This is a genomic window from Pseudomonas wayambapalatensis, from assembly GCF_049942315.1.
In the GTDB taxonomy this organism is placed as follows: domain Bacteria; phylum Pseudomonadota; class Gammaproteobacteria; order Pseudomonadales; family Pseudomonadaceae; genus Aquipseudomonas; species Aquipseudomonas wayambapalatensis.
This window is the reverse complement of record NZ_JBNFMU010000234.1, coordinates 1-26,339: the sequence shown is the minus strand read 5'-3', so window position 1 is coordinate 26,339 and position 26,339 is coordinate 1. Positions and strand designations below refer to the sequence as shown.

Genomic DNA, 26,339 nt, shown 5'->3' with positions numbered 1-26,339 from the left:
CGGGCGCCGAACCAGCATGATGCGCTTGTGTGTGCTGCTCTGCGCCCTGCTGCTGCCCTGGCAGCAGGGCCAGGCCCGTGAGCGCCTGACCTGGCTGGTGCGCGACCTGCCGCCGTTCACCATTCTCGAAGGCCAGGAAAAGGGCCAGGGCGTGGTCGACCGCATGCTGCCTCTGCTCATCGAGCAGATGCCAGAATACGATCACACAGTCCTTCGGGTGAATCGCGCCCGTGGCATCCAGATGCTCCAAGAGCACAGCTTCACCTGCGACCCGACCCTGCTATGGACGCCGGAACGCGCCCGTTTCGTGCACTTTTCCCAACCCTCGCTGCCCATCCTCAGTGGCGGGCTAGTCATCCGCAAGGCTGACCAGAGGCTGCTGGACGATCCCGGGGAAGGCTCGCCTGTGGACCTGAAGCAGTTGCTGGAGCGTCCAGGGCTGAAACTGGGAATCGTGGCCCAGCGCAGCTACGGGGCAGTGGTCGACGATATCCTGCGGCTGTTGCCAGAAGCCACGTTGAGCCGCCACTACGGCAACGATGCCACCGCCAACCTCTTGCAGATGCAGCAGCTGGGGCGCCTGCAACTGGTGCTTGGCTACTGGCCAGAGGTGCGCTACCTGGTCCAGCAGCAGGGCGGCTCGCTGGACAGCTACCAGTTCCACCCGATCAAAGGGGCGAATCGCTACCAGTTTCTGCATGTGGGCTGCTCCGACACCCCACTAGGACGCGAGGCCATCGCCCATATCGACAAGCTGTTGCCACACCTGCGCCAGGAAGTCCTCCCTGAGTTCTACGCCAACTGGCTTGACCCCGAACTGCGCACAGAGTACCTGGAACAGACCCGACGCCTGGTCGAGGAGGCTCCCGCTCCGACCAGCATCAAGCCATGACGCAGGCAAAAGAAACCCCGGATGCTGGGGAAGACATCCGGGGTCAACGCAAAGCCCTTGAATGGACTCTGTACGGCGATCCAACGCTACCGGAGCAAAGCAGCGTTCGAGCACCCTATAAAATCTGACGAGGCACTCAGGCAAAGGTTCCCTGAGGTTGGTGCCGGTGTTGCAATGCTGCGATCACACAGGGCTGCAGACGCCCTTCGACGATCTGCAGGTCGCGGTGCAGACCGTCGACCAGATCGACCAGCAAGCGCTGCTCCTGTAGCTGGCGCACGCTCACGGCGCGGTGCAATACCTCGTTGCCCTGCGCATCGAGCACGGTGAGTTGGCGATTGCCGCGCGCATCCGCATCGTCGAGTCGGGTGTGATAAGGGGACAGGGCATCGTTGAGCAGGGAGCAGATTCTTTCCATCCGGCGTACTCGCTTTGTCGGGGACCTATCGGAACTGACCGTCAGGCACTTGGGAAAGTTCGCTCGCGCCTGTATCAGCCAGCATGCGTGGGCAACATGACAGTTTCGATATCCCGCCCGGAGTGCCTGCGCGGCGGTCGACGCAGCCGCTGCAATGCCGCCTGCAACCCCCTCATCGACAACGGCCAGGGCAATTGGGCAACGACCCACTGCCCCTGACGCTGGGCCTCGGAAGCGAGATCAGGGCCGCGCACAGGGGGCTGTCCGACGAACAGCAGCGCACGCGCATGGCCCTGCCGGGTCACGTGCTTCAACAGTGCCTGGGCGCTCAGCGCCGGCATGCCATGGTCGATGATGAGCATGTCCAAGGCTCGCATCTGCGCCATGCTTGCCTTGGCGCTGGCCAGATCGCAGGCGATGCGCACGTTGAAAACCCCCAGGGCATTGCAGGCCTGGTGCAAAGCGATCTGCTGGGCGGGATGAGACTGGACGATAAGAATGTTGAGCCGGTGCATGAGCCGCTCCTGAGGGCTGCGAGCCCTGATGGACAGGGCGCCCACTCTAGAAAAGCAGCATAGGGACTCAAATAGGAAAAGCCTGAAAAGACGAAGGATGATTCTGTAATTAAAGAACCGCTCAAACGCAAACGGGGCAAGCCGATGTTCCGACTTGCCCCGCCAATGCCCTCGAGTACCGCGTTTTACAGCGGCTTGCCGCGGTTGCCGTGCTGGCTGACGAAGGCCTGGACCGTCTTCAGGTCATTGGCCAGGACCGTGCAACGCTCCTCGCGGCTGAACAGGTCGCTCAGGTGCGCAGGCAGCTCGAGGGCCTTGCCGACACCGGCCTTCTCCACTGCCTCGGGGAATTTGACCGGATGCGCGGTGCCCAGCACCACCATTGGCGTATCCAGGCTGCGACGGCACTCACGAGCGGCTTTGACGCCGATGGCGGTGTGCGGATCAAGCACTTCGCCGGTGGCCTTGAACACCTCGGCGATGGTCTCGCAGGTCTGCTCGTCGCTCACTGCCAGGGAGTCGAACAGCTTGCGCGCCTCGGTCCAGCGATCCTGCTCCACGCTGAAGCCACCACCCTGCTTGAAGTTGGCCATCAACTCGGCGATCGCCGCGCCGTTGCGACCGTGCAGGTCGAACAGCAGGCGCTCGAAGTTGGACGAGACCATGATGTCCATCGACGGCGAGAGCGTTGGGTGCAGCGCGTCCTTGACGTACTGGTTGCCGCTCATGAAGCGGTGCAGGATGTCGTTGCGGTTGGTGGCCACCACCAGCTGGCTGATCGGCAGGCCCATGTTGCGCGCCAGGTAACCGGCGAAGATATCGCCGAAGTTGCCGGTCGGGACCGAGAACGCGACCGAGCGCGCCGGGCCGCCCAACTGCAGTGCCGCATGGAAGTAGTAGACGATCTGGGCCATGATCCGCGCCCAGTTGATCGAGTTGACCGCGACCAGGCGAGTGCCCTTGAGGAAGGACTGGTCGGCGAAGCTGGCCTTGACCATCTCCTGGCAGTCGTCGAAGTTGCCTTCGATGGCGATGTTGTGGATGTTGTCACCGAGGATCGTGGTCATCTGCCGACGCTGAACTTCCGACACGCGCTGGTGCGGGTGCAGGATGAAGATGTCGACGTTGTCGCAACGGCGGCAGCCTTCGATGGCGGCGGAACCGGTATCACCGCTGGTGGCACCGACGATCACCACGCGCTCGCCACGCTTGACCAGCACGTGGTCGAGCAGACGGCCGAGCAGTTGCAGGGCGAAGTCCTTGAACGCCAGCGTCGGGCCGTGGAACAGCTCCATCACCCACTCGTTGCCGTTCAGCTGGCGCAGCGGTGCCACCGCGGCGTGGGCGAAGGCACCGTAGGTTTCCTCGAGGATCTTCTTGAAGTCGGCATCGGCGATGCTGCCGGTGACGAAGGGGCGCATCACTCGGAACGCCAGTTCGTGATACGGCAAGCCGGCCCAGGAAGCGATTTCTTCCTGGGTGAAGCGCGGCAGGTTTTCCGGCACGTACAGGCCGCCGTCGCTGGCAAGACCTGCCAGCAGGACGTCTTCGAAATTCAGGGCCGGAGCCTGGCCGCGAGTACTGATATAGCGCATTGTGCAAACCTTCGGTTCTGGGCGCGGGCCGCCGTCGCGGCCCGCTGCTGAATTAATTGAGCTGTTCGACGCGGATACGCACGACGTTGCCGACCACATCCTGCAGGGCTTCAAGGGCGACGATGGCATCGTTGATACGCTGCTCGACCACGCCGTGGGTCAGCAGAATCATCGGCACCAGGCCGTCCTGTTCTTCGGCTTCCTTCTGCATGATCGACTCTATGTTGATGCCACGCTCGGACAGGATGCTGGCGACCTGGGCCAGCACGCCTGGGTGATCCTTGGCCTGGATCCGCAGGTAATAGGCGCTTTCGCACGCCTCGATCGGCAGGATCGGGTGCGCCGACAGCGAATCCGGCTGGAAGGCCAGGTGCGGAACGCGGTTCTCCGGGTCGGAGGTCATGGCACGCACCACATCGACCAGGTCGGCGACCACCGACGAAGCGGTCGGCTCCATGCCGGCACCGGCGCCGTAGTAGAGCGTCGAGCCAGCAGCGTCGCCGTTGACCATCACCGCGTTCATCACGCCGTTGACGTTGGCGATCAGGCGGTCGCTCGGGATCAGCGTCGGGTGCACGCGCAGCTCGATGCCGTCGGCAGTGCGGCGGGCCACACCCAGGTGCTTGATGCGATAGCCCAGGGCTTCGGCGTAGTTGACGTCAGCAGTGGTCAGGCGGGTGATGCCCTCGGTGTAGGCCTTGTCGAACTGCAGCGGAATACCGAAAGCGATGGAGGCCAGGATGGTCAGCTTGTGCGCAGCATCGATGCCCTCGACGTCGAAGGTCGGGTCGGCCTCGGCATAGCCCAGCGCCTGGGCTTCGGCCAGCACGTCAGGGAAAGCACGGCCCTTTTCACGCATTTCGGTGAGGATGAAGTTGCCGGTGCCGTTGATGATCCCGGCCAACCAGTTGATGCGGTTGGCCGACAGGCCTTCGCGGATCGCCTTGATCACCGGGATGCCGCCGGCAACCGCCGCCTCGAAGGCCACGATCACGCCCTTTTCACGGGCCTTGGCGAAAATCTCGTTGCCGTGCACGGCAATCAGCGCCTTGTTGGCGGTGACCACGTGCTTGCCGTTCTCGATGGCCTTGAGCACCAGATCGCGGGCAATGGTGTAGCCACCGATCAGCTCGATGACGATGTCGATTTCGGGGTTGGTCGCGACTTCGAACACATCAGCGGTAATGGGGGTACCGGTAATCTGGCAGTTCGGGTTCTGCGAGCGCATGGCAATCTGGGCCACTTCAATACCGCGCCCGGCACGGCGGGCAATCTCCTCGGCGTTGCGCTGAAGTACATTGAAGGTACCGCCACCGACGGTCCCCAACCCACAGATGCCTACTTTGACCGGTTTCACTGTGAACTCCCCATTGAACGGCCGGCACCTGCGCCGACCGTGAAACATGCCGTCACCCCATGACGACGGCGTATTGAATGAATTACTTGGCGGCTTGCGCCTGGCCGGCCAGGGCCAGCTTGGCCACCTGCGGTGCCGGCTGGTAGCCCGGGATCACCTGGCCGCTTTCGAGCACGATCGCCGGCGTGCCGTTGACACCGATCGACTGGCCGAGCTGGAACTGCTTGCTGACCGGGTTGGCGCACTTGGCCGCCTTGATTTCCTTGCCGTCGACCATCTTGTCCATCGCCGCGCGACGGTCACTGGAACACCAGACAGCCTGCAGTTGCTCGTCACCCGGCGAGCCCAGGCCCTGGCGCGGGAAGGCGACATAGCGCACCTCGATACCGCGCTTGTTCAGCTCGGGCACCTCGGCGTGCAGCTTGTGGCAGTACGGGCAGGTCGTGTCGGTGAACACGGTGATGTGCGATTTGGTTTCGCCCTTGGCCGGGTAAACCACCATTTCAGTCGCAGGAATACCATTGATCAGCTTGGCGATGCCCTGGCGTTCGGTTTTCTCGGTCAGGTTGACCGGCTTGCCATCCTGGATCTGGTACAGGTAGCCCTGCATGACGAACTGGCCATCTGCGCTGGCATAGAGCACGCGACCGCCCTGCAGCTTGACTTCGTAGAGCCCGCCGACCGGGCTGGTGGCGACGCTTTCGATCGGGACTTCCAGTTCCAGTGTCTTGAGTGTGTTGCGAATGGCTTGCTCGGCACCGGCGTTGACATCGGTGGCCGCAGCGAAGGCAAAGGTACTGGCCAGCGCCAGGGCGGCGGCGGCAAACATCTGGGTCACGCGCATGGGGTACTCCTGAAGGCGGACGGGGACCGGAGGACGTCGCCTGCGGAAAAAATCGCGGCGACCAGACAGTCCCTGGTGCAAACCGCTCAAGCCTACCACATCAGGCCGCGACGAAATCACTGTCTGATGGCCGCCGGGCGGAACATGAAAATCATTCATCCACGCGGATGGTGCTGGGCATGCAACTGCTGCAAACGTGCCTTGGCGACGTGGGTGTAGATCTGCGTGGTGGAAAGGTCGCTGTGCCCCAGCAGCATCTGCACCACCCTCAGGTCGGCACCATGGTTGAGCAGATGGGTGGCAAAGGCGTGACGCAAGGTATGCGGTGACAGTGGCTTGTCGATACCGGCCACGCGCGCGTGGTGCTTGATGCGGTGCCAGAACGTCTGGCGGGTCATTTCCTCGCCCCGCAGGCTGGGGAACAGCACATCGCTGGGGCGACCGTTGAGCAGCTCGCCGCGACCGTCGCGCACGTAGCGCTCGATCCACAGTACCGCCTCCTCGCCCATCGGCACCAGACGTTCCTTGCTGCCCTTGCCCATCACCCGCAGTACACCCTGGCGCAGGTTGACTTGATCGAGGGTCAGGCTCACCAGCTCGGTGACCCGCAGGCCGCAGGCGTAGAGAACCTCGAGCATGGCTCGGTCGCGCTGGCCGATGGCTTCGGCCAGGTCGGGTGCCTTGAGCAGCGCTTCGACATCCGCTTCCGACAGGGATTTGGGCAAAGGCCTACCCAGCTGCGGCATATCGACCTGCAAGGTCGGATCGACACCAATGAGTTTCTCCCGCAGCAGATAGCGATAAAAGCCACGCACACCAGAGAGAAACCGCGCAGTGGAGCGCGGCTTGTAACCCTCATCGAAGCGCCAGGCAAGGTGGTCGAGGATCGAATCGCGGCCAGCTTCAGGCAACGCGACGCCACGCTCCTGCAACCAGCCATTGAACAGGGCCAGGTCGCTGCGGTAGGAAACGCGGGTGTTGTCGGACAGGCCTTTTTCCAGCCAGAGGGCATCAAGAAACTGATCGATCAGGGGGTGGTCCAGGGCGGGCATTCGGAAGGCTGCTGGGTGTTGAAAGTGGGCCTAGTGTTTCATAGCGGCTTGCGGGTTGTCTGTACCGACCTCTGGACAGGCAAGCCTGAGGCAGTACCGGCACCGGTCGCTTGTCCTCGTCGATGGCAACAAAGCTGAACACCCCATGAATCGCACGCTCGCGGCCGTCGAGGTACATGTTCTCGACGAACACATCGACCTGTACCTGCAAGCTGGTATTGCCCACCTTGATCACGCTGCCAACCAGCTCGACGATCGAGCCCGCCGGGATCGGGTGCTTGAAGTCGATGCGGTCGGTGGACACGGTCACCAGCGGCAGGCGACAGAAACGCGTAGCGGCGATGAACGACACCTCATCCATCCAGGCCAGCGCGGTGCCGCCAAACAAGGTGTTGTGGTGATTGGTGGTATTGGGAAATACGGCCTTAGTCACGCGAGTGATCGACAGCTCGGTACGGCGCTGGATTTCCTGGTCTCTTGGGGTGGTGGTCATGGGGTACTCGAATCGCAAGGGAATGGCAGCGGGGCGACCCGCGAAGCAGGCAACACCAATACCACAAAATGCAAAAAAGCAGCCCGAAGGCTGCTTTTTCTCTCGCAAGGCGACCAAGGCCGCCGGTCAAACTGCACTCAGGACAGTTTTTCCTTGATGCGAGCGGCTTTGCCGGACAGGTCGCGCAGGTAGTACAGCTTGGCTTTACGCACGTCACCACGACGTTTCACGGCCAGGCTGTCGATCTGTGGGCTGTAGGTCTGGAAGGTACGCTCTACGCCAACGCCGCTGGAGATCTTGCGCACGGTGAAGGCGCTGTTCAGACCGCGGTTACGCTTGGCGATAACAACGCCTTCGAACGCCTGCAGACGCGAGCGATCGCCTTCCTTCACTTTAACCTGAACGACAATGGTGTCGCCTGGTGCGAAGGTCGGGATTTCCTTGCTCATCTGCTCGGCTTCGAGCTGCTGGATGATCTTGTTGGTCATGCTGTGCTCCTAAGATGGATAACTTGATCCACCATCGATACGTTAACTATCGTCCCGCTCGCGGAGGTATTCCTCGAGCAGCTTCTTCTCTTCTCCAGAAAGCGAGCGACTTTCCAGAAGATCGGCGCGTCGTTCGAAGGTCCTACCAAGGGACTGCTTCATTCTCCAACGCCGGATGTGTGCATGGTTGCCACTTAGCAACACGTCGGGTACACGCTGATCCGCATACACCTCAGGTCGGGTGTAGTGCGGGCAATCCAGCAGACCATCGGTGAAGGAGTCTTCCTCCGCCGAGTCCACATGCCCTAAAGCTCCGGGCAGCAGCCGCGTAACCGCATCGATCAGTACCATGGCCGGCAGCTCGCCACCGGAAAGTACATAGTCACCAATCGACCACTCCTCATCGACATGAGCTTCGATAAAACGCTCGTCGATGCCTTCATAACGACCGGCGATCAGGATCAACGATTCCTGTTCGGCCAGGCCTTTGACCGCCTGCTGAGTCAGCTTGCGGCCTTGTGGCGAGAGGTAGATCACCTTCGCCGATGCTCCGGTCGCCTGCCTGGCACTGGCCAGGGCGTCTTCCAGAGGCTTGATCTTCATCACCATGCCCGGACCACCGCCAAACGGCCGATCATCCACCGTGTGGTGACGATCAGTGGTGTAGTCCCGTGGGTTCCAGCAGGTCACTTGCAGCAACCCCTGTTTCACCGCACGACTGGTAATGCCGTACTCCGTGATGGCCGAGAACATCTCGGGGAACAACGTGATGACTTCTACGCGAAGGTTACCCATCGTCTAGAAATCCGCGTCCCATTCGACTCGCATCACACCTGCTTCCAGGTCGATTGCCAGCACGCATTGCTCCGTATAGGGCAACAGACGCTCGCGATCATCCAGGCTGCCAGCGCAAGGCTTGACCACCATTACATCGTTCGCACCGGTCTCCAACAGGTGATCGACCTTGCCGAACAGTTGTTCGTCCTGGTTGATGACCTTCAGGCCCTGCAACTGGTACCAGTAGTACTCGTCGGCGGCCAGGTTGGGCAAAAGGCTCCGCGCAATGCAGATTTCGTAACCGCTCAGAAGACGGGCTTCATCGCGATCGTCGAGGCCTTTCAGTTTCACGACCAGGCCCTTCTGGGAGCCACGACCGCTGACCAGCTCGACCTGCTTTACCTTGCCTTCGTGCCGAAGCGTCCAGCGCGGATAATCCAACAGGTTTTCAATCGGATCGGTAAAGGAATACACCTTCACCTCGCCGCGAACGCCGTGAACCGAAAAAATCTTGCCAACGATGATGAGGTCGTCAGCCTTTTCTGGCGTCGCGTTCATACTGCTCAGGCAGCAGCCTTGGCAGCGTCCTTCAGCAGCTGAGCAACACGCTCAGACGGCTGCGCGCCCTGGCTCAGCCAGTAGGTGACGCGTTCCTGGTTGACCGACAGCTTGACTTCGGCGCCCGAGGCGATCGGGTTGAAGAAGCCAACGCGCTCAACGAAACGGCCGTCACGGGCGTTACGCGAGTTGGTCACGGTCAGGTGGTAGAAAGGGCGCTTTTTCGAGCCGCCACGGGCCAGACGAATGGTTACCATGTGAACATCGTTCCTATAGTCGGTACTGCAGTCAGTGCTGCAAATCTGAATGCCAAATAGGCACACGGGTGCCCAAAAGGCCGCATATTCTCAGGGAATACACGGACATTTGCAAATGGCTTTTTCGCAAGAGCCATGCAAAGCAATCCAGAACTGCCGCTTAAGCCGCTGTTTTGCGGCGATTTTCCCGCCAAAGCGGGGTCTGCCTGGCCGCCTTGCAATCAAGGCGACCAAGCGGATTCGGTTACAGCTTCGGCATGCCGCCGCCCGGCAGCATCCCGCCCAGGCCACGCATCATCTTGGCCATGCCGCCCTTGGCGGAGAATTTCTTCATCATCTTCTGCATCTGCTTGTGCTGCTTGATCAGTCGGCCGATATCCTGCACCTGCGTGCCGGAGCCCAGGGCGATACGGCGCTTGCGCGAACCACTGATCAGGTCGGGGTCGCGACGTTCGGCAGGGGTCATGGAGTTGATGATCGCCTCCATCTGCTTGAACTGTTTCTCGGCCGCGCCCTGGGCATTGCCCATCTGCGACAGGTTGACGCCACCGATGCTGGGCAGCTTGTCCATCAGGCCACCCAGGCCGCCCATGTTCTTCATCTGCTGCAACTGGTCGCGGAAGTCTTCGAGATCGAAGCCCTTGCCCTTCTTCAGCTTCTTGGCCAGCTTGTCGGCCTTGGCCTTGTCGATGTTCTGCTCGGCCTGCTCGATCAGGCTGAGCACGTCACCCATGCCGAGGATGCGCGAGGCGATGCGGTCAGGGTGGAAAGGCTCGAGGGCTTCGGTCTTCTCGCCCATACCGATGAACTTGATCGGCTTGCCGGTGATGGCGCGCACCGACAGCGCGGCACCGCCACGGGCATCACCATCGACCTTGGTCAGCACCACGCCGGTCAGCGGCAGCGCCTCGCCAAAGGCCTTGGCGGTATTGGCGGCGTCCTGGCCGGTCATGGCATCGACCACGAACAGCGTCTCGACCGGCTTGACCGCCGCGTGCAGGGCCTTGATCTCGTCCATCATGTCGGCGTCGATGTGCAGACGGCCGGCGGTGTCGAGGATGACCACGTCGATGAACTTGATCTTGGCTTCGCGAATCGCCGCCTCGGCGATATCGACCGGCTTCTGGCTGATATCGGACGGGAAGAAGGTCACGCCGATGTCGTTGGCCAGGGTTTCGAGCTGCTTGATCGCCGCCGGGCGGTAGACGTCGGCGGACACCACCATGACGGTCTTTTTCTTGCGCTCTTTAAGGAAGCGCGCCAGCTTGCCGGCGGTGGTGGTCTTACCGGCGCCCTGCAGGCCCGCCATCAACACCACGGCTGGCGGAGCCGCATTGAGCGCGAGGTCTTCGTTGGCCGCGCCCATCAGGCTTTCCAGTTCGGCCTGGACGATCTTCACGAAGGCCTGGCCCGGCGTCAGGCTGCGCGACACCTCTGTGCCGACCGCGCGCTCCTTGATGCTGTTGACGAAGTCCTTGACCACCGGCAGGGCGACGTCGGCCTCGAGCAGGGCCATGCGCACTTCACGCAACGTGTCCTTGATGTTCTCTTCGGTCAGCTTGGCCTTGCCGGTGACATGGCGCAGCGTCTGTGACAGGCGGTCGGTCAGGTTTTCGAACATGGTGATCCTTTCAGGCCCAATAAAGCCGAGGTTGTTCAGGCGCCCTGGCGGATATCCACACGCGCAGGGCACAGCAAGCCGGGCATTATAACGGAGAGCGGCGACGGCGCACACCTTGGCGCTGAGCGGCAGCGGCGGCGGCCTTTTCGCTGGCAACTCACAGCGCCGAACCGCCGCCTCCATGAAACCTTGAGCCCGCGAAAAGGCCGACACGGCCTGCAGTCTTCCTAGGCAACCGCGTTCTATGCCAAACTCCCCTCCTTTAGGGCTCGCCTACCAGGACCTATGCTCTCCTCACCCAGCCTCATCCCCAACCTGATCGCGGCCATCCTTTATATTGCCGCGACCGCCTATCAAGGCTCGCGCCTGGCACAGGGTGCCAAGGTCGACAAACGCCTGCTCGGCCTGTTGGGCGTGATTGCCGTTGTCGCACAGACCGGCGCCCTGTTCTTCCAGTTGCTCACCCCACTGGGCCTGAGCCTCGACTTCTTCAGCGCCGCCAGCCTGATCGCCACCGCGGTGATCGCCCTGACGCTGCTCGCCTGCCTGAGCATTCCGGTGGAGAACCTGCTGGTGCTGCTGTTCCCGCTGGGTGCAGTGACAGCGCTGCTGGCACAGTTCGCGCCAGCCGGCACCGTGCCGCTGGTCAATGAAGAGCCCGGCATCCTGGCGCATATCCTGCTGTCGATCCTCGCCTATGGCCTGTTCACCATCGCCGTGGTCCAGGCCCTGCTGCTGTTGCTCCAGGACCACCAGCTCAAGCACAAGCACCCCTCGGGACTGATCCGCAACTTCCCCCCACTGCAAACAATGGAAAGCCTGCTGTTCGGCTTCCTCTGGGCGGGCTGGATCCTCCTGTCGCTGTCGCTGATCTCCGGCTGGCTGTTCTTCGAGAACCTGTTCGCCCAGCACCTGGTGCACAAGACCTCGCTGTCGTGCCTGGCCTGGATCGTGTTCAGCGTCCTGCTGTGGGGGCGCAATCGCCTGGGATGGCGCGGGCACAAGGCGATCCGCTGGACCCTGGCGGGTTTCTGCCTGCTGATGCTGGCCTACTTCGGCAGCAAGCTGGTCCGCGAATTCATCCTGCACATCTGACGGGCAATCATGGACACTTTGCCGTACGCCCCGCTGCTCGGCACCCTGGTACTGGCGTTGCTGTGGTCGGCGCTGTTCAGTGCGGTCGAGGCCGCCCGCCAGCAACTCAACGGCCACGCCCGCTCCAGCGAGACAGAAGCCCCCACCCTGCCCGCCCAGGCACTGGTCCTTTGCGCCAGCCTCGGCAAGTTGCTGGTGCTGGGCCTGGCCTGCCTGATCGGCCAGCGCTACAGCGGCGAACATGGCTTCTGGCTGGCCGGGCTCTGTGCCACGCTGACGCTGCTGGTGCTGGCCGAGTACCTGCCGCGGCGCCTGGCACGACGCAACCCGCACGCCTTCGCCAGCCTCGGTGGCAGCCTGCTCAAGCTGCCACTGGCAGCGCTGCAGCCGCTGGCCTGCCTGCTCGACGGCATGGCCAAAGTGATCCTGCGCCCGTTCCGCGTGCAGCCTACCGCCGTCGCCCTGCACCCACAGGACGAAGACGCCCTGGATGACGACGAGCCGCACGAAACCCCACGCCAGGGCCTGATCGAGGGCCTGCAAGCGCTGGACAGGATTACCGTCAACGACATCCTGGTCCCGCGCAACGAAGTCGATGGCATCAACCTCGACGACCCGATCGAACAGATCATCGAACAGCTGATCCTCAGCCGCCACACCCGCCTGCCCGTCTATCACAACGACATCAACCAGGTCGAAGCGATCCTCAACACCAAGCTCATCAGCCACCTGCTGCCACGCGCCGAACTGACCCTGGAGAAACTCCAGGCCGCCTGCTACGAGCCCTACTTCGTCCCGGAAAGCACCCCGCTGCAACTGCAACTGCTGAACTTCCACAAGCAGCAGCGGCGCATGGGCGTGGTCGTGGACGAGTACGGCGAAGTGCTGGGGATCGTGACGCTCGAAGACATCCTTGAAGAAATAGTCGGCGAGTTCGAAGACGAGCAGAGCCTGGACAACCCCCATATCCATCCCCAGCCCGATGGCCGCTTCATCATCGAAGGCACCGCCTCGCTGCGCGAGCTCAACCGCAGCCTGGGCTGGCACCTGCCCTGCGACGGCGGCCCGAAAACCCTCAACGGCCTGGTCACCGAAGCACTGGAAAGCATCCCGGCAAGCGCGGTTTGCCTGAAAGTCGGACGCTACCGCCTGGAAATCCTCGAAACCGAGGACAATTGCGCCAGCAAGGTACTGGTCTGGACCGTAACCCGATAGCTATACTCGGGCCACGCTTACCCAGCCCTGCCGTCCCGCCTGCTACCCGCACCCGGCGCCCCACGGCCAGTCCGCCTCACTGACGTGCCAGCGGCCCTGCGTCCTATCCCGAACAGCGTCCGCGCCCTGCCATCCCGGGGCCCTCGTCAGCCTGGCGAACCACAACAATACGCTGCGGCCCGCCTGATCGGCCGCGCGAACGACTGTTCAGGGACCTACGCATGACAACCAGCAACACCTACGCCGAACCTGTCTCGGCGACTCCGGTCAATTCGCCCGCCCGGGTCGCCACCGCCAGCTTCATCGGCACCGCCATCGAGTTCTACGATTTCTACGTGTACGCCACGGCTGCGGCGCTGGTGATCGGTCCAGTGTTCTTCCCGTCCGGCTCAGGCACCGCGCAGATGCTTGCAGCCTTCCTCACCTTCGGTATCGCCTTCCTCGCCCGGCCGCTGGGTTCGGCCCTGTTCGGCCACTTCGGTGATCGCATCGGGCGCAAGTCGACCCTGGTCGCCTCGTTGCTGCTGATGGGGGTGTCCACCACACTGATCGGTGTCCTGCCAGGCTATGACAGCATCGGCGTATGGGCCCCGATCATTCTCTGCGTGCTGCGCTTCGGCCAGGGGCTGGGATTGGGCGGCGAATGGGGCGGTGCAGCCCTGCTCGCCACCGAGAACGCACCGCCCGGCAAGCGCGCCTGGTTCGGCATGTTCCCGCAGTTGGGCCCGTCGATTGGCTTCCTCGCCGCCAACGGTCTGTTCCTGACCCTGGCACTGGTGCTCAGCGACGAGCAGTTCCGTGAATGGGGCTGGCGCATTCCGTTCCTGCTCAGCGCTGCATTGGTGCTGGTGGGCCTTTACGTACGCCTGAAGCTCGAGGAAAGCCCGGTCTTCGCCAAGGCCGTGGCCCGTCAAGAGCGGGTGAAAATGCCGGTGGTCGACCTGTTCGCCAAGTACTGGATGCCCACCTTGCTGGGCGCTGCGGCGATGGTGGTGTGCTACGCACTGTTCTACATCTCCACGGTGTTCTCGCTCAGCTATGGCGTCTCCACACTCGGCTACAGTCGCGAAACCTTCCTCGGCCTGCTGTGCTTCGCCGTGGTGTTCATGGCACTGGCTACGCCGCTGTCGGCCTGGCTCAGCGACCGCTATGGGCGCAAGCCGGTGCTGATCGTCGGTGGGCTGCTGGCCATTGCCTCAGGCTTCACCATGGAACCCCTGCTGACCTCGGGCTCCACCGCCGGCGTGGCGCTGTTCCTGGCGATCGAACTGTTCCTGATGGGCGTGACATTCGCCCCGATGGGCGCGCTGCTGCCTGAGCTGTTCCCGACCCACGTGCGTTACACCGGGGCCTCGGCGGCCTACAACCTGGGCGGCATCGTCGGCGCCTCGGCGGCACCGTTCTTTGCCCAGCAACTGGTGAGCATGGGAGGTTTGAGCTGGGTGGGGGGATATGTATCGGTGGCGGCGGTGATCAGCCTGATTGCAGTGCTGTGCCTGAAGGAAACTCGCCATACCGAGCTTTGAGCAGTTGTAGCAAGCCCGCTCCTGCAGGAGTCTGTAGGAGCGGGCTTGCCCGCGAATGGGCTGCGCAGCAGCCCCGTGCGATCTCAGATCAGAACTCGACCTTCACCGCCTGCGAAGCACGGGTCGCCTTGGCGCGCGCCGCTTCGACCGACTCGTCGCGGGCCAGGCACACGCCCATGCGGCGGGTGCCGTTGATTTCCGGCTTGCCGAACAGGCGAATGGCGGTGTCCGGCTCGCTCAGCGCTGCGCCGAGGTTGGCAAAGCTGGTCTGCTGCGACTGGCCTTCGGGCAGGATCACGGCCGAGGCCGACGGACCGAACTGACGCACCACCGGGATCGGCAGGCCAAGAATCGCACGGGCATGCAGGGCGAACTGCGACAGGTCCTGGGAAATCAGGGTGACCAGACCGGTGTCATGCGGACGTGGCGACACTTCGCTGAACCACACCTGGTCGCCCTTGACGAACAGCTCGACGCCGAACAGGCCACGACCACCCAGCGCATCGGTGACCGCCTGAGCCACACGCTGCGACTCAGCCAGCGCCTTCGGGCTCATGGCCTGGGGCTGCCAGGACTCCTGGTAGTCGCCCTTCTCCTGACGGTGACCGACCGGCGCGAGGAAGGTGGTGCCGCCCACATGACGCACGGTCAGCAGGGTGATTTCGTACTCGAAATCAATGAAACCCTCGACGATCACCCGGCCCTTGCCAGCACGCCCGCCTTCCTGGGCGTAGTCCCAGGCTTTCTGCAGGTCGGCATCACTGCGCAGCAGGCTCTGGCCCTTGCCCGACGAGCTCATTACCGGCTTTACCACGCACGGATAGCCAACATCGGCCACGCCCTTGGCGAAGTCTTCATAAGTGTCGGCGAAGTGGTAGGGCGAGGTCGGCAGCTCCAGCTCTTCGGCAGCCAGGCGACGAATTCCTTCGCGGTTCATGGTCAGCTGAGTGGCGCGGGCGGTCGGCACCACGTTGAAACCTTCGTTCTCCAGCTCGACCAGCGTGGCGGTGGCGATGGCCTCGATCTCCGGCACGATGTAGTGCGGTTTTTCAGCCTCGATCACCGCACGCAGGGCGACGCCGTCGAGCATGTTGATCACATGGCTGCGGTGCGCGACCTGCATGGCAGGCGCGTTGGCGTAACGGTCCACGGCGATCACCTCGACGCCCAGGCGCTGCAGCTCGATCACCACTTCCTTGCCCAGCTCGCCGCAGCCACACAGCAGTACGCGGGTCGCGGTCGGCGACAATGGGGTTCCGATACGGGTCATTTCAGGTCCTCGAAGGCGTCCGGGGCGCGCCGGCTGGTGCTGCCCGCTGAAAAAGGACCGGTATTCTACATCAATCGGGCGCGGATCAACCCACCGCCAGCGCGCGTCGCGCCCGCCACGCCATGATCAGCCAGACCGCCGTCACACCAGCAAACTTCGAGGCCATCGCCGTGCCGATCACGGCAGGCGTCAGTGCACCGATCATGCCGAAGAAGATGAAGGTGTCCACCGGGATGCTCAGCGCCGAGCTCAGCCACAGGCGGTCACGCAGGGGTCTGCGGGTGACGCTGAACACCAGCCAGTCAATCAGTTCGGACACGAAGAACGCCGTAGCGCTGGCCAGGGCGATGGCCGGCTCCGAAGTCGCGTAGGACAGCACCAGCGCCGCCAGCATCGCGATCAGTGCGCCATGCCCGTAACGGGTCTGCACCATGTCACGCAGGATGAACACCAGCCCGCCCCAGGCGGACCAGATCACGTCCAGGTGCGGAGCGCTGGAGAAGGCGTAGTTGATGAGCACCACGCTGCTGATGTAGGCGATGAGGTAGAACATGATCCGGAGATTCGAGGGGCAAGCCCGACAGATTAGCGCCAGCCCCATCGTGGGACAAGTCGCAGCGGCAAACCGCCGCTAGCTCAACCGATCACCAACCCCGCCGCCACGGCCCGCTCATGGCACAGCTTGATCACCGCCCGGCGCTCGTCATTGGCCATCCGTGCCCACCGGGTGATCTCCTGCACCGTACGCTGGCAACCGATGCAGATGTCCTGCTCATCCAGCGCACAGACGTTCACGCACGGCGAGGCGACCGGCCGCTCGTCAGTCTTCATCGACCACCAGCTCCCGCGCATAGCGCTCGGCGTTGTGCACATAGTGCGCGGCGCTGGCTTCGAGCATGCGCTTCTGCTGCTCGGTCAGCTCGCGCACCACCTTGCCCGGCGAGCCCATCACCAGCGAACCGTCGGGAATCTCCTTGCCTTCCGGGATCAGCGCATTGGCGCCGATGATGCAGTGCTTGCCGATCCGCGCACCGTTGAGGATGACCGCATTGATGCCGACCAGGCTGTAGTCGCCGACGCTGCAGCCATGCAGCATGGCGTTGTGGCCAATGGTCACGCCCTTGCCCAGGGTCAGCGGCGACCCCATGTCGGTGTGCATGACGGTACCGTCCTGGACATTGCTGTCCTCGCCGATGTCGATCAGCTCGTTGTCGCCGCGCAGCACGGCGCCGAACCACACACTGGCCCGGGCCTGCAGGCGCACCTTGCCGATCAAGGTGGCAGTGGGGGCAGCCCAACTGCTGGGATGGGCTTCGACCCGCAGGTCGCCCAAGCGGTATTTCATGTCGTGTTCCTCACGGTTGAACGCAGTCGGCGGGTGAACCCCGCTCAGTTCTGGATAAAGCGCTCTGGCGGCTGGTGCAGGCTGATACCGGCGTCGAACAGCACGTTGACCAGCTCGACGATCATGATCGCCGACAGCCCCCAGATCTTGTAGTCGCCATAACGGTAGCTGGGCACGTACCAACTGCGCCCCTGGTAGTCGATGCGATGGGTGTGGTCGCGTGGGTCCTGGCGAAAGAACGACAGAGGGACGTTGAAGACCGCGGCGATTTCGGCATCGTTGGGCTGGTACTCGACGTAATCCGGAATCAGCCCGACGAACGGCGTTACCTTCAGCCCGTGCAACGAAATCAGCGGGCTCAGGGGGCCGATCACCTCGACCAACCCCGGCGGCAGGCCGATTTCCTCCTCGGCTTCGCGCAGGGCGGTGAACACCAGGTCCGGGTCCTCCGGATCGCGGCGCCCTCCGGGAAAGGCCACCTCGCCACCATGGGTGGAAAGCCCCTTGGCACGCAGAGTGAGCACCAGCTCGGGCTCTTCGCTACGGGTAATGGGCAGCAGCACCGCCGCCTCGGGAAAACGGCGATCCGCCTCCAGTGACGCAGGGGTATGGTTGCTCATTCGGCGAAGAAGCTCGTCCAGCATTACGCACTCTCGATTCCAAAGCCTGCCTTGCATGATGCACCAAAGCCGCGAGGCACCCAAGCCCCGACGGCTTGCGACAACCCCGTCGGCCGCGCCAAGATAGCCGCTCACACAGGAATAAAAGCATGAAATTCTGCAGCGCGTGCGGCCAACCGGTCATTCAGCAGATTCCCGAGGGCGACAGCCGCCTGCGGTACGTCTGCCCCTCCTGCCAGACCATCCACTACCAGAACCCCAACATCGTCGCAGGCGTCTTGCCGATCTGGGGCAGCCAGGTGTTGCTGTGTCGCCGCGCCATCGAGCCCCGCCGCGGTTTCTGGACCCTGCCCGCCGGCTTCATGGAGAACGGCGAAACACTTGACCAGGCCGCTCGTCGCGAGACCGTCGAGGAAGCCTGCGCACGCGTGGGCCCAACCACCCTCTACCAGTTGTTCGACCTGCCGCACATCAACCAGGTGCACGTGTTCTTCCGCGCAGAGCTCGCCGACCTGGACTTCGACGTCGGTGTCGAGAGCCTGGAAGTGCGGTTGTTCGAAGAGCATGAAATACCCTGGAACGAACTGGCTTTCCGCACCGTCACGCGGACACTAGAATGCTATTATCGCGACCGCATCGGGCAGCAGTACCCCATAGGCCATGAATACCTGCCGCCGATGAACGTTTCGTCGTCCACCTAGCTATTTCAGGATACGTTTCATGCGCTGGTTGCTTGCCCTCTTCTGCTTGTGCGTTGCATCGGTGTCCCAGGCGGCGTTCACCGAGACCATCATTCGCAAGCCCCTGCCCGCGACCACGTCGCAGGGCACGCAGCCCCAGGCCAGGCCTGTGCAAAGCAGCAGCCAGCCGCAGATCGACAAGGTGCTGGTGCTCAAGTCAGAGCGGCGCCTGCAATTGATCAGCCGCGGCGAGCCACTCAAGACCTACCGCATCTCCCTGGGCAAACAACCCAAGGGCGCCAAGGAGCGCGAAGGCGACAAGCGCACGCCTGAAGGCTTCTACTGGCTCGACTGGCGCAAGGTCAGCGACCGCTACAACCTGGCCATGCACATCTCCTACCCAAACATCAGCGACGCCGCCAAGGCGCGCCGCGAAGGGGTCAATGCCGGCAGCATGATCATGATCCACGGCACACCGATCAACGAAGAATACCCGGAGTGGTACTTCCACACCCTCGACTGGACCGAAGGCTGCATCGCCATGCGCAACGACGACATGCGTGAAGTGTGGAGCATGGTCAAGGACGGGACCATGATCGAGATTCGCCCCTGAGCCCTCGGGCTCACCCTTGCAGTTCCCACGTCCCCAGCGTGGAGCCCGCCCGCGCCTGAGAAAGACGGCGCAGGCTGACGGCGCGTCCTACATTTTCAGCAAGTCCTCAGAATATCCCGACTCAAAAAGGTTATTTGCCTGATACCCGTACAGGCAACGTATCGCATCCAAACGACTGTTCGAATTTTTAGAATCCACGCAAACGAGTACTTGAACCGTACGACCTCTGCGGAATTCTTCGATGGCGAACACCCCGTTTCCGGCTATCTGCCTTTCAATCATCAGTGCATTGCTCGCGCTGCTGACCAGCTCGGTTGCCCTTGCAGCCGATACCGCCAGCGAGCAGCTACGCGACCAGCAACGCGAGCTTCAGCAATTGCAGCAACAGCAGCGGCTGGAGCACTGGCAGCGCCGCCCTGCCCCGCAAGGATCAGGGCAGCCGACACCATCGGCAACCCCTTCAGCCCAATGCTGGCCGGTCAGCGGCCTGCGCCTGAGCGGCAACGTGCGCATCACCAACGCCACGCTCGAACAGAGCCTGCGCCCGCTGCTGCACTCGTGCATGACTGCGCACGCCATCAACCGACTGCTCCTGGCAATCACCGAAGGCTACGTCAGGGCGGGGTATCCGGCAAGCCGCCCTTATCTGAGACATCCCCCCAAGGCTGGCGCCCCCCTCGACATCGTCATCGTCGAAGGCTTCGTCGAGAGTATCGAGTTGGATACCGCGCTGCCGCTGTCGCTGGCCGGTGCCTTTCCCGACATGCTCGGCCATCCACTGTACCTGCCCGACCTGGAGCAAGGGCTCGATCAACTGAACCGCCTGCGCGCCTATGACCTGGGCGCCAACCTGTTGCCCGGCGACGTACCCGGCGGTACGCGGATACAACTCGAACCACGCCGGATCGGTTCGCGCTGGCATCTGGACAGCCGCCTCGACAACCGCGGCAGCGCACTCACCGGCCGCCATCGCCTGAACCTGAGCCTCGGCCTGGACAGCCCGCTGGGGCTGAACGACGACCTGCGCCTGTCATTGAACTCCAGTGTCTTCCAGGCACCGGGGCGCAGCCAGGGTGCCAGCCTCTACTACAGCGTTCCCTACGGCCCCTGGACCTTCGCCCTGAACGCCAGCCAGCTCAGCTACCGCGCACCACTACCCGGCAACCGCCTCAGCAGCCGGGGCAGCAGCAGCCTGCAAGGGCTGAGTGCCGACCGCATGCTGTGGCGCAACCAGCAGGGCATGCTCAACGCCAGCCTGCGCCTTGACCACAAACGCGTGGGCAACTGGCTCGGCCCGCTTAAGATCGCCCAGCAGAGCCCGACACTCACCACCCTCGAGGCGGGCCTCAACCTGCTCTGGCTCGAAGGCGGCCTGTGGAACGCCTATGTCGGCGTCGCCCAAGGCGTGGATCTGTTCGGTGCCGACCGCGCACCGCTTGGCCGCAAGAGCGCCGAGCCTGGTTTTCGCAAGTACCGCGCCAACCTCCTGTACCTGCACCCAGGGCCCTGGCGCTGGCAGAGCGAACTGAACCTGCAATACAGCCCCGACCGCCTGCCGGCCATCGAACAGCTTGCCCTCTCCGACGACCTCGCCGTGCGCGGCTTTCGCCAGCACAGCGTCTCCGGCGCCAGCGGTGCGGTGTGGCGCAACACCTTGAGCCACACCCTTCCCCTCAGCCTGCCCCTGGAAATCCGCCCGCACCTCGGGCTGGACCTGGGCTGGACGCGCTTCGATCACGGCAGCAGCTCGCAACGCCTGAGCGGGGCCGTGCTCGGCGTGGTACTGGGCACGCCGGGCAATCGCCTGCGCCTGGACTACCAGCGCGCGCTGAGTGCCAGCGACCGATCACGCAGCACCCTGGAGCCTGGCTTCTGGGTGTTCGAATGGACCTTGAAGATCTGATTCACCCACAACAAGAGAGACAACCCCGTGAACGATAAAAAGCCCCGCAAAGCGACCACCCCCGACGCCCTGCGCTGGAGCATATTTCTCACACTGGCAGCCGCCTCACCGGCCCTGCTCGCCCAAGGCAGCCTGCAACCGGCTCCTGGACCGGGCGGCACCCCGCTGATCAACGACGCCCATGGCGTGCCGGTCATCGAGATCGTCGCACCCAACGCCAGCGGCCTGTCGCACAACCAGTTCCTCCACTACAACATCGGCCAGGCGGGTGCGGTGCTCAACAACGCCCTGCAGGCCGGCCAGTCGCAACTGGCAGGCGCCCTGGCCGCCAACCCGCAGTTCCAGGGGCAGGCTGCCTCGACCATCCTCAACGAAGTGATCAGCCGCAACGCCTCGCTGATCGAAGGCCCACAGGAAATCTTCGGCCGCCCCGCCGACTACATCCTCGCCAACAGCAATGGCATCACCCTCAATGGTGGCAGCTTCATCAACACGACCCGCGCCGGTTTCCTGGTCGGTGATGTGCAGCTCGAGGACGGCCGCGTGCGCCTGCTCGACTCACGCAACGCCCATGGCATGCTCAGCGTGCTCGACGGTGGCCAGAGCAACGATGGCGGCGCCCTCGAACTGATCGCCCCGCGCATCGACAGCAAGGGTACGCTCAAGACCCGCGACGACCTGCAGTTGATTGCCGGACGCAACCGCATCGACGCCAGCAACGGCCAGGTCCTCGAACACCTGCCAGGCACCCCGGCGAGCATCGATGCCAGCCTGTTCGGCGCCATGTACGCCGGCCGCATCCGCGTGGTCAGCACGGCCGAGGGCGCGGGCGTGCGAATCGGCGCCATCGACATGCACGGGTACGATGGCATCCAGGTCCAGTCGGCCGGCGGGCTGCACATCGGTGACGACGGCACGCGCAACGCCGCGCTGCGCAGCCGCAAGGGCGACCTCGACCTCAGCGCCAGCGGCGACCTGAGGCTGCAGGCCGTCACGGGCGAGGGCAAATCGATCAACGTCAATGCGGGCCAGAAACTCACGCTGGATACCACAGCCCGGGAAAACATCGAACGTGACCGTAAGTCATGGGACAAGAAGTGGCTGTTCGTCACCACCGAGACCTACGAACGCAACACCACCGAGACCGAGCGCACGCTCACCGGCACGCACTTGCAAGCCGATGACCGCCTGGCGCTGAAGTCCGGCGGCGACATGCAACTGGTAGCGGCCACCCTCAAGGCCGGCGGCGAACTCAACCTCGACAGCGCGACCAACCTGAGCATCGAAGCCGGCAAGCAGAGCCGACGTGTCGAAGAGCAGGTACGCCATCGCAAGCACCTGTGGCGGGGTGACAGCGACAGCGACCAGTACCAGGAGACCGCCAAACCCAGCGATCTGCAGGGGGGCACGCTGATCGCCAAGGCTGGTGAGGCACTCAAGGTCCAGGGCAGCCGGATGCACAGCGAGGGCGACATGGCGCTGTCGGCAAGCCAGGTCGACATTGCCACCACGGCCCTGGAGGCACGCGGCACACAACGCGACTACCGGGGCGACCTGGTTTCCGGCAGCTTCTTCGGCGACCGCGAAGGCAAGGACAATACCGCCCAGCAGGTCGCCGGCAGTGTGATCACCTCGGGCGCCAACCTGAACGTCACCGCCGGACAGGTCAGGGTCAAGGGCAGCACCATCGCCAGCGAAGGCGAATCGGTGCTCTACGGTGACAAGGGCAAGCTGGTGATCGAAGCCGACCACAGCCGCTCCAGCACCACCGACAAACAGAGCGACAGCAAGCTGTTCGGCCTGATCGGCCACGACCGCAGCCACAGCGCCAACCAGGAGAAGGTGCTGGCAAGCGACGTCAGTTCGAAAAGCGACCTGCGCCTGGCCAGCGCCGAAGAGTTGCGCATCCAGGGCGCCAAGGTCGAGGCCGGTCGGCAGCTCAAGGTCGAAGCCAAGGGCGACCTCATCGTCGAGAGTGCGCAGGCGCGCAGCGACAGCAAGACCGACACGCAACAGCGCTCACTCACCGCCAGCGCCCGCCAGACCGCCAACGCCAAGGACGACAAGCCCGGATCTCGCCAGTACGAGGCTGGAGTCGGCTATGCGGTCGTCAGCACACAAAGCCAGCAGCGCGTGACCGAACAGGTGGCCAGCGAGCTCAAGGGCGGCTCGGTCGAACTGCAAAGCGGTGCACACCTGCAGGTCAATGGCTCGAAAGTCACCGCCACTACTGGCGACCTCGCGTTGCAGGGGCAACGGATCACACTCGGCGCCACCCACAACGACCACCAGACAGACACCCAGAGCACCGACAGCGGTGGCAGCCTGGTCGTGACCGGCGGCATCGACCGAATCGGCAGCCTCTTCGAGGGGCATCATCAGAAGGAGACCGTGCGTGAGCGCGACAGCAAGGTACAACGCAGCGAATTGCAGGCAGGTGGCGATGTGAAGATCGACACAGGGACGTTGGTGACCGAGGCCGCACGCGTCGACGCTGGCAAGGCGTTGCTGGTCAAGGCCAAGGAGATCGAGAACCGAGCGGTACAGGATGTGCACGAACGCGAGCAGCGCAATGACAACTGGCGTGGCACCCTCGGTGCCAGCCTCGAATACCGCGATCTGACCCGGCCCATCGAGCGCCTGATACTCGGCGAGGAAGCCGCGCGCTTCCAGCAGGCCTCGCCCGAGGACGCGATGGCCGCACCCAGCGTCGGCGGCGACATGACCGTGGACCATCTGAAGCGCCTGGAAAACCAGCGCCGCGGTATCGCCCAGGTCAGCGAGCTGTCCGGTGCCAGCGTCAAGGTCGAAGCCGAGCGCATCGACGATCAAGGCACGGCCTGGCGCGCCAATGAGGGCCTGCTGGCGATCACCGCCAACCAGCATCATCAACGTGCGGCGGTCGACGAGCAGTCGCGCCTCGTCGAGCAATTGGCCGTTGGCGGTGACATGCGGGTCGACACCAGTACCGGCAACGACCTCAATGTGCGCGCCAGCGCTAAAGGTGGCTCGTCGAACAGCGAAGACAGCACCCGCAACGCCCGGGTCGGCAGCCTCTATGGACAAACGGGTATCCAGGTCCAACTGGGCGCCGACGGCCTGTACGAAGGTACGCGCATCAACGCCGGCAACGGCGACCTCAGCATCACCAGCAACGGCAAGCTCTTGCTGAGCGCAGCTCACGACCAGCGCTCCGAACACCAGCGCCAGACCGACGGCAATGCCTGGGCCAAGGTGGGCAACCGCCCCGGCAGTACCGGTGTCGAGGGTCGCGGCTACCTTGACCTGACCGAGCTCCAGCGCCAGGAAAGCAAGGCCCAGGTCGGCCAGATCGACGCCAAGGGCAAGGTGCTGCTCAGCAGCGGCGCCGACCTTATCCTCGAAGGCACTCGCATCGGCAGCCGCGAAGCACCGACTGGCGGCATCGAACTGGACAGCGCCGGGCTGTTGCAGGTCAAGGCGGCCCACGACAGCCAGCAGGCCAGCGGCCACAACCTCGGCGGCGGGCTCGAGCTGGCAGCCAAGTTCGGCACGGGCAAAGGCGGCGCACTGGGTGGTCACTTCGCCAATGGCAAGCTCAACGAGAAGGCCAGCCAGGCAGTCGATGCCCGCTTCGACACCCAAGGCACCCTGAAGATCAGTAGCCGTGCACGCGACGATATCGCCCTGCATCTCCAGGGCCTGCAAGCCTCGGCCGCGCAGATCAAGCTGGAGGCCAGCAAGGGTGGCATGCTGGTCGAAGCCTCGTCCGACACGGAGCAGCGCGACAACCTGGAGATCACTGCCGGTGCCGGTTTCAGGCTCAACCGCGGCGAAACCCCGGACAAGGATATCCGCGGCCTGCACGGGCGGGTGCAGGTCAATCTCGACAAGCGCGACAACCAGACCTGGAATGCCAGCACCTTGCGCGCTGACCGCATCGAGCTGGCAAGCCAAGGTGACACCCGCATCGAAGGCGCAAGCCTGGACGCCGACCGGATCCGCGGCGACATCGGTGGCGACCTGCTGCTGGCCAGCCGCAAGGATCGCGTCGACACACTGGTCGTCAAGGCCGACGCCCGTCTGAGCCACGAGAAGAATCCCCAGGGTTATCTCGATGCTGCCGGAGCCCTCTCCGGCCCAGCGGCAGGCAAGGTCACCGAGAAGGTTGGCCCGACGCTGAGCAAGGTGGACCCGAAGCTGTCGCCGACCGTGAAAGTCGAGGTGTCCCACACCCAGCGCGACACCGTCGCCCACCAGGCCACGCTCAAGGGCAATGAAGGCGTCGAATTGAAGGTCGGTGGCCAGGCGCGTCTGGTCGGGGCACGGATCCAGTCGAGCGCTGGTGACGTCGATCTGCAGGCCCAGTCGGTCAGCCGCGAAACGCTCACGGGTCGTGACTACCAGCGCAATGTCTCGGTGGACTTCTCCAACTCGCCGGTCGACATGGGTACGGCCATTGCGGAACTGTCCAAGAGCAAGGGCGCGGCGGATGGTGAGAATGCGCTGGACCTGGGGCTGCTGCGCACCAGCGGGCATAGCCGCAGTGAGGAGTGGGTGTCGAATGTCGGGAGCAAAGGTGCGCGCTGATCGTTGAGTGCAGGAGCAGGGAGATCCTGTAGGAGCGGGCTGGTCCCGCGATGGCAACACCGCGGTGGATGGCACCGGCTATGCCGGTGTTCGCGGGCAAGCCCGCTCCTACAAGGGGGTGGCGTAGGTGCCTGGTATTCCTGGCGTCGCCTATGCGTATCGCATCCTTCGAAAATCAGAAAATACGCCTTTCCTGTAGTCCATTTCCCAAAGATACTCCCGGCGCCTTTTTTCCGTTGCGGCTCCTGGGGCAGCGCTCTAGTCTCGGCGCGTCGTTGCACATCAACGACACAGCTTTGACAGGCTGTGACGGTATTAAGCATATGGCTGCTTTCCATGGCAGCTGTACGTGCGGGCACGCTTGCGTGCGCCGGAACTTTGCTTATTCCGCCGGTCTGTCAACCCACGTACAGCTGCCACCCTTTGTTTGACAGCAGTTGGGAGGTAGCCCCACAAGGAATAACGCGATGTTAAAGATCGTCCCCGACCCACCTCACAACAACCACTCTCTCGAAGACACCATCATCCAAGCCACCGAGTACGCACTCTGCGCACAAACCGTGGCCCATCAAGCGGTCCTCCTCCAACCCAAGTCCCCCGTCTCGCTCCTGGTAATGGCTGCCATTCATGAAATGG

General features: G+C 63.6%; 23 protein-coding genes and 2 pseudogenes. 8 read left to right on the top strand and 17 right to left on the bottom strand.

Annotated elements, in window-relative coordinates:
- Positions 1-19: 19 nt before the first annotated feature.
- A complete protein-coding gene (locus ACPZMI_RS23780) occupies positions 20-892 on the top strand; it encodes a TIGR02285 family protein (protein ID WP_186668802.1) in 873 nt (290 codons plus the stop codon).
- 136 nt (positions 893-1,028) lie between these two features.
- Here ACPZMI_RS23780 and ACPZMI_RS23775 read toward each other — a convergent pair whose 3' ends face one another.
- From ACPZMI_RS23775 to ffh, 12 genes and pseudogenes are all read right to left on the bottom strand, one after another.
- Positions 1,029-1,310, bottom strand: a complete 282-nt coding sequence (locus ACPZMI_RS23775; protein WP_426353195.1) for a DUF3509 domain-containing protein — start codon at positions 1,308-1,310, stop codon at positions 1,029-1,031.
- 74 nt (positions 1,311-1,384) lie between these two features.
- Positions 1,385-1,825, bottom strand: a complete 441-nt coding sequence (locus ACPZMI_RS23770; RefSeq protein WP_186668701.1) for a DNA-binding transcriptional response regulator — start codon at positions 1,823-1,825, stop codon at positions 1,385-1,387.
- Between the two features lie 185 nt (positions 1,826-2,010).
- On the bottom strand, positions 2,011-3,420 hold the full coding sequence (gene thrC, locus ACPZMI_RS23765; RefSeq protein WP_186668703.1) for a threonine synthase: 1,410 nt from the start codon (positions 3,418-3,420) through the stop codon (positions 2,011-2,013).
- Positions 3,421-3,472: 52 nt separating this feature from the next.
- Complete coding sequence (locus tag ACPZMI_RS23760) at positions 3,473-4,777, bottom strand: homoserine dehydrogenase (RefSeq protein WP_054895086.1); 1,305 nt, start codon at positions 4,775-4,777, stop codon at positions 3,473-3,475.
- 82 nt (positions 4,778-4,859) lie between these two features.
- Positions 4,860-5,621, bottom strand: coding sequence for a DsbC family protein (locus ACPZMI_RS23755; RefSeq protein WP_426353194.1), 762 nt, complete (start codon positions 5,619-5,621; stop codon positions 4,860-4,862).
- Between the two features lie 155 nt (positions 5,622-5,776).
- Positions 5,777-6,673: a site-specific tyrosine recombinase XerD gene (xerD, locus tag ACPZMI_RS23750; protein ID WP_186668707.1), complete on the bottom strand. Its 897-nt coding sequence runs from the start codon at positions 6,671-6,673 to the stop codon at positions 5,777-5,779.
- Between the two features lie 88 nt (positions 6,674-6,761).
- A pseudogene (locus ACPZMI_RS23745) lies at positions 6,762-7,166 on the bottom strand (acyl-CoA thioesterase); the annotation flags it as partial.
- Positions 7,167-7,303: 137 nt separating this feature from the next.
- Positions 7,304-7,654 carry a 50S ribosomal protein L19 gene (rplS, locus tag ACPZMI_RS23740; RefSeq protein ID WP_023629812.1) on the bottom strand — a complete coding sequence of 117 codons (351 nt, stop codon included), beginning with the start codon at positions 7,652-7,654 and terminating at the stop codon, positions 7,304-7,306.
- Positions 7,655-7,696: 42 nt separating this feature from the next.
- Positions 7,697-8,449, bottom strand: coding sequence for a tRNA (guanosine(37)-N1)-methyltransferase TrmD (trmD, locus tag ACPZMI_RS23735; protein WP_186711270.1), 753 nt, complete (start codon positions 8,447-8,449; stop codon positions 7,697-7,699).
- 3 nt (positions 8,450-8,452) lie between these two features.
- Complete coding sequence (gene rimM / locus ACPZMI_RS23730; RefSeq protein WP_426353193.1) at positions 8,453-8,989, bottom strand: ribosome maturation factor RimM; 537 nt, start codon at positions 8,987-8,989, stop codon at positions 8,453-8,455.
- Between the two features lie 5 nt (positions 8,990-8,994).
- Positions 8,995-9,246: a 30S ribosomal protein S16 gene (gene rpsP, locus ACPZMI_RS23725; RefSeq protein WP_008094480.1), complete on the bottom strand. Its 252-nt coding sequence runs from the start codon at positions 9,244-9,246 to the stop codon at positions 8,995-8,997.
- Positions 9,247-9,490: 244 nt separating this feature from the next.
- A complete protein-coding gene (gene ffh, locus ACPZMI_RS23720; protein ID WP_063543302.1) occupies positions 9,491-10,867 on the bottom strand; it encodes a signal recognition particle protein in 1,377 nt (458 codons plus the stop codon).
- Between the two features lie 285 nt (positions 10,868-11,152).
- Between ffh and ACPZMI_RS23715 the strand changes: the two genes are divergently transcribed.
- The 3 genes from ACPZMI_RS23715 to ACPZMI_RS23705 all read left to right on the top strand — a co-directional run bounded on the left by ACPZMI_RS23715 (position 11,153) and on the right by ACPZMI_RS23705 (position 14,703).
- On the top strand, positions 11,153-11,962 hold the full coding sequence (locus ACPZMI_RS23715) for a cytochrome C assembly family protein (protein WP_186668713.1): 810 nt from the start codon (positions 11,153-11,155) through the stop codon (positions 11,960-11,962).
- Between the two features lie 9 nt (positions 11,963-11,971).
- Positions 11,972-13,177: a transporter associated domain-containing protein gene (locus ACPZMI_RS23710; RefSeq protein ID WP_186720670.1), complete on the top strand. Its 1,206-nt coding sequence runs from the start codon at positions 11,972-11,974 to the stop codon at positions 13,175-13,177.
- Positions 13,178-13,398: 221 nt separating this feature from the next.
- Positions 13,399-14,703, top strand: a complete 1,305-nt coding sequence (locus ACPZMI_RS23705) for an MFS transporter (protein WP_186711272.1) — start codon at positions 13,399-13,401, stop codon at positions 14,701-14,703.
- Positions 14,704-14,791: 88 nt separating this feature from the next.
- Here the strand turns inward: ACPZMI_RS23705 and purT are convergent, their stop codons facing one another.
- The 5 genes from purT to ACPZMI_RS23680 form a co-directional block, all read right to left on the bottom strand.
- Positions 14,792-15,973: a formate-dependent phosphoribosylglycinamide formyltransferase gene (gene purT / locus ACPZMI_RS23700; RefSeq protein WP_112897568.1), complete on the bottom strand. Its 1,182-nt coding sequence runs from the start codon at positions 15,971-15,973 to the stop codon at positions 14,792-14,794.
- An 85-nt stretch (positions 15,974-16,058) separates the two neighbouring features.
- Positions 16,059-16,526 carry a VUT family protein gene (locus ACPZMI_RS23695; RefSeq protein WP_065863171.1) on the bottom strand — a complete coding sequence of 156 codons (468 nt, stop codon included), beginning with the start codon at positions 16,524-16,526 and terminating at the stop codon, positions 16,059-16,061.
- An 83-nt stretch (positions 16,527-16,609) separates the two neighbouring features.
- A complete protein-coding gene (locus tag ACPZMI_RS23690; RefSeq protein WP_426353192.1) occupies positions 16,610-16,804 on the bottom strand; it encodes a DUF1289 domain-containing protein in 195 nt (64 codons plus the stop codon).
- On the bottom strand, positions 16,794-17,318 hold the full coding sequence (locus tag ACPZMI_RS23685; RefSeq protein WP_065863173.1) for a gamma carbonic anhydrase family protein: 525 nt from the start codon (positions 17,316-17,318) through the stop codon (positions 16,794-16,796). Before ACPZMI_RS23685 ends, ACPZMI_RS23690 begins: the two co-directional genes overlap by 11 nt.
- A gap of 44 nt (positions 17,319-17,362) precedes the next feature.
- Positions 17,363-17,962: a CoA pyrophosphatase gene (locus tag ACPZMI_RS23680; RefSeq protein ID WP_054894676.1), complete on the bottom strand. Its 600-nt coding sequence runs from the start codon at positions 17,960-17,962 to the stop codon at positions 17,363-17,365.
- Between the two features lie 125 nt (positions 17,963-18,087).
- On the opposite strand from ACPZMI_RS23680, the gene ACPZMI_RS23675 reads away from it, so the two are divergent.
- The 4 genes and pseudogenes from ACPZMI_RS23675 to ACPZMI_RS23660 all read left to right on the top strand — a co-directional run bounded on the left by ACPZMI_RS23675 (position 18,088) and on the right by ACPZMI_RS23660 (position 25,703).
- A complete protein-coding gene (locus ACPZMI_RS23675; RefSeq protein ID WP_186711273.1) occupies positions 18,088-18,639 on the top strand; it encodes an NUDIX hydrolase in 552 nt (183 codons plus the stop codon).
- Positions 18,640-18,811: 172 nt separating this feature from the next.
- Positions 18,812-19,231, top strand: a pseudogene (locus ACPZMI_RS23670) (L,D-transpeptidase family protein); the annotation flags it as partial.
- Between the two features lie 241 nt (positions 19,232-19,472).
- Positions 19,473-21,134 carry a ShlB/FhaC/HecB family hemolysin secretion/activation protein gene (locus ACPZMI_RS23665; RefSeq protein ID WP_426353191.1) on the top strand — a complete coding sequence of 554 codons (1,662 nt, stop codon included), beginning with the start codon at positions 19,473-19,475 and terminating at the stop codon, positions 21,132-21,134.
- A 27-nt stretch (positions 21,135-21,161) separates the two neighbouring features.
- A complete protein-coding gene (locus ACPZMI_RS23660) occupies positions 21,162-25,703 on the top strand; it encodes a hemagglutinin repeat-containing protein (RefSeq protein WP_426353190.1) in 4,542 nt (1,513 codons plus the stop codon).
- The last annotated feature ends 636 nt before the right edge of the window (positions 25,704-26,339 follow it).

Excerpts from the sequence above, each read along its gene's own strand:
- ffh (WP_063543302.1), bottom strand. The coding sequence starts at position 10,867 with ATGTTCGAAAACCTGACCGACCGCCTGTCACAGACGCTGCGCCATGTC.
- xerD (WP_186668707.1), bottom strand. The coding sequence starts at position 6,673 with ATGCCCGCCCTGGACCACCCCCTGATCGATCAGTTTCTTGATGCCCTC.
- ACPZMI_RS23715 (WP_186668713.1), top strand. The coding sequence starts at position 11,153 with ATGCTCTCCTCACCCAGCCTCATCCCCAACCTGATCGCGGCCATCCTT.
- rplS (WP_023629812.1), bottom strand. The coding sequence starts at position 7,654 with ATGACCAACAAGATCATCCAGCAGCTCGAAGCCGAGCAGATGAGCAAG.
- trmD (WP_186711270.1), bottom strand. The coding sequence starts at position 8,449 with ATGGGTAACCTTCGCGTAGAAGTCATCACGTTGTTCCCCGAGATGTTC.
- rpsP (WP_008094480.1), bottom strand. The coding sequence starts at position 9,246 with ATGGTAACCATTCGTCTGGCCCGTGGCGGCTCGAAAAAGCGCCCTTTC.
- ACPZMI_RS23665 (WP_426353191.1), top strand. The coding sequence starts at position 19,473 with ATGGCGAACACCCCGTTTCCGGCTATCTGCCTTTCAATCATCAGTGCA.
- ACPZMI_RS23695 (WP_065863171.1), bottom strand. The coding sequence starts at position 16,526 with ATGTTCTACCTCATCGCCTACATCAGCAGCGTGGTGCTCATCAACTAC.
- ACPZMI_RS23685 (WP_065863173.1), bottom strand. The coding sequence starts at position 17,318 with ATGAAATACCGCTTGGGCGACCTGCGGGTCGAAGCCCATCCCAGCAGT.
- purT (WP_112897568.1), bottom strand. The coding sequence starts at position 15,973 with ATGACCCGTATCGGAACCCCATTGTCGCCGACCGCGACCCGCGTACTG.
- rimM (WP_426353193.1), bottom strand. The coding sequence starts at position 8,989 with ATGAACGCGACGCCAGAAAAGGCTGACGACCTCATCATCGTTGGCAAG.
- ACPZMI_RS23710 (WP_186720670.1), top strand. The coding sequence starts at position 11,972 with ATGGACACTTTGCCGTACGCCCCGCTGCTCGGCACCCTGGTACTGGCG.
- ACPZMI_RS23705 (WP_186711272.1), top strand. The coding sequence starts at position 13,399 with ATGACAACCAGCAACACCTACGCCGAACCTGTCTCGGCGACTCCGGTC.
- ACPZMI_RS23690 (WP_426353192.1), bottom strand. The coding sequence starts at position 16,804 with ATGAAGACTGACGAGCGGCCGGTCGCCTCGCCGTGCGTGAACGTCTGT.
- ACPZMI_RS23770 (WP_186668701.1), bottom strand. The coding sequence starts at position 1,825 with ATGCACCGGCTCAACATTCTTATCGTCCAGTCTCATCCCGCCCAGCAG.
- thrC (WP_186668703.1), bottom strand. The coding sequence starts at position 3,420 with ATGCGCTATATCAGTACTCGCGGCCAGGCTCCGGCCCTGAATTTCGAA.
- ACPZMI_RS23755 (WP_426353194.1), bottom strand. The coding sequence starts at position 5,621 with ATGCGCGTGACCCAGATGTTTGCCGCCGCCGCCCTGGCGCTGGCCAGT.
- ACPZMI_RS23680 (WP_054894676.1), bottom strand. The coding sequence starts at position 17,962 with ATGCTGGACGAGCTTCTTCGCCGAATGAGCAACCATACCCCTGCGTCA.
- ACPZMI_RS23775 (WP_426353195.1), bottom strand. The coding sequence starts at position 1,310 with ATGGAAAGAATCTGCTCCCTGCTCAACGATGCCCTGTCCCCTTATCAC.
- ACPZMI_RS23675 (WP_186711273.1), top strand. The coding sequence starts at position 18,088 with ATGAAATTCTGCAGCGCGTGCGGCCAACCGGTCATTCAGCAGATTCCC.
- ACPZMI_RS23780 (WP_186668802.1), top strand. The coding sequence starts at position 20 with ATGCGCTTGTGTGTGCTGCTCTGCGCCCTGCTGCTGCCCTGGCAGCAG.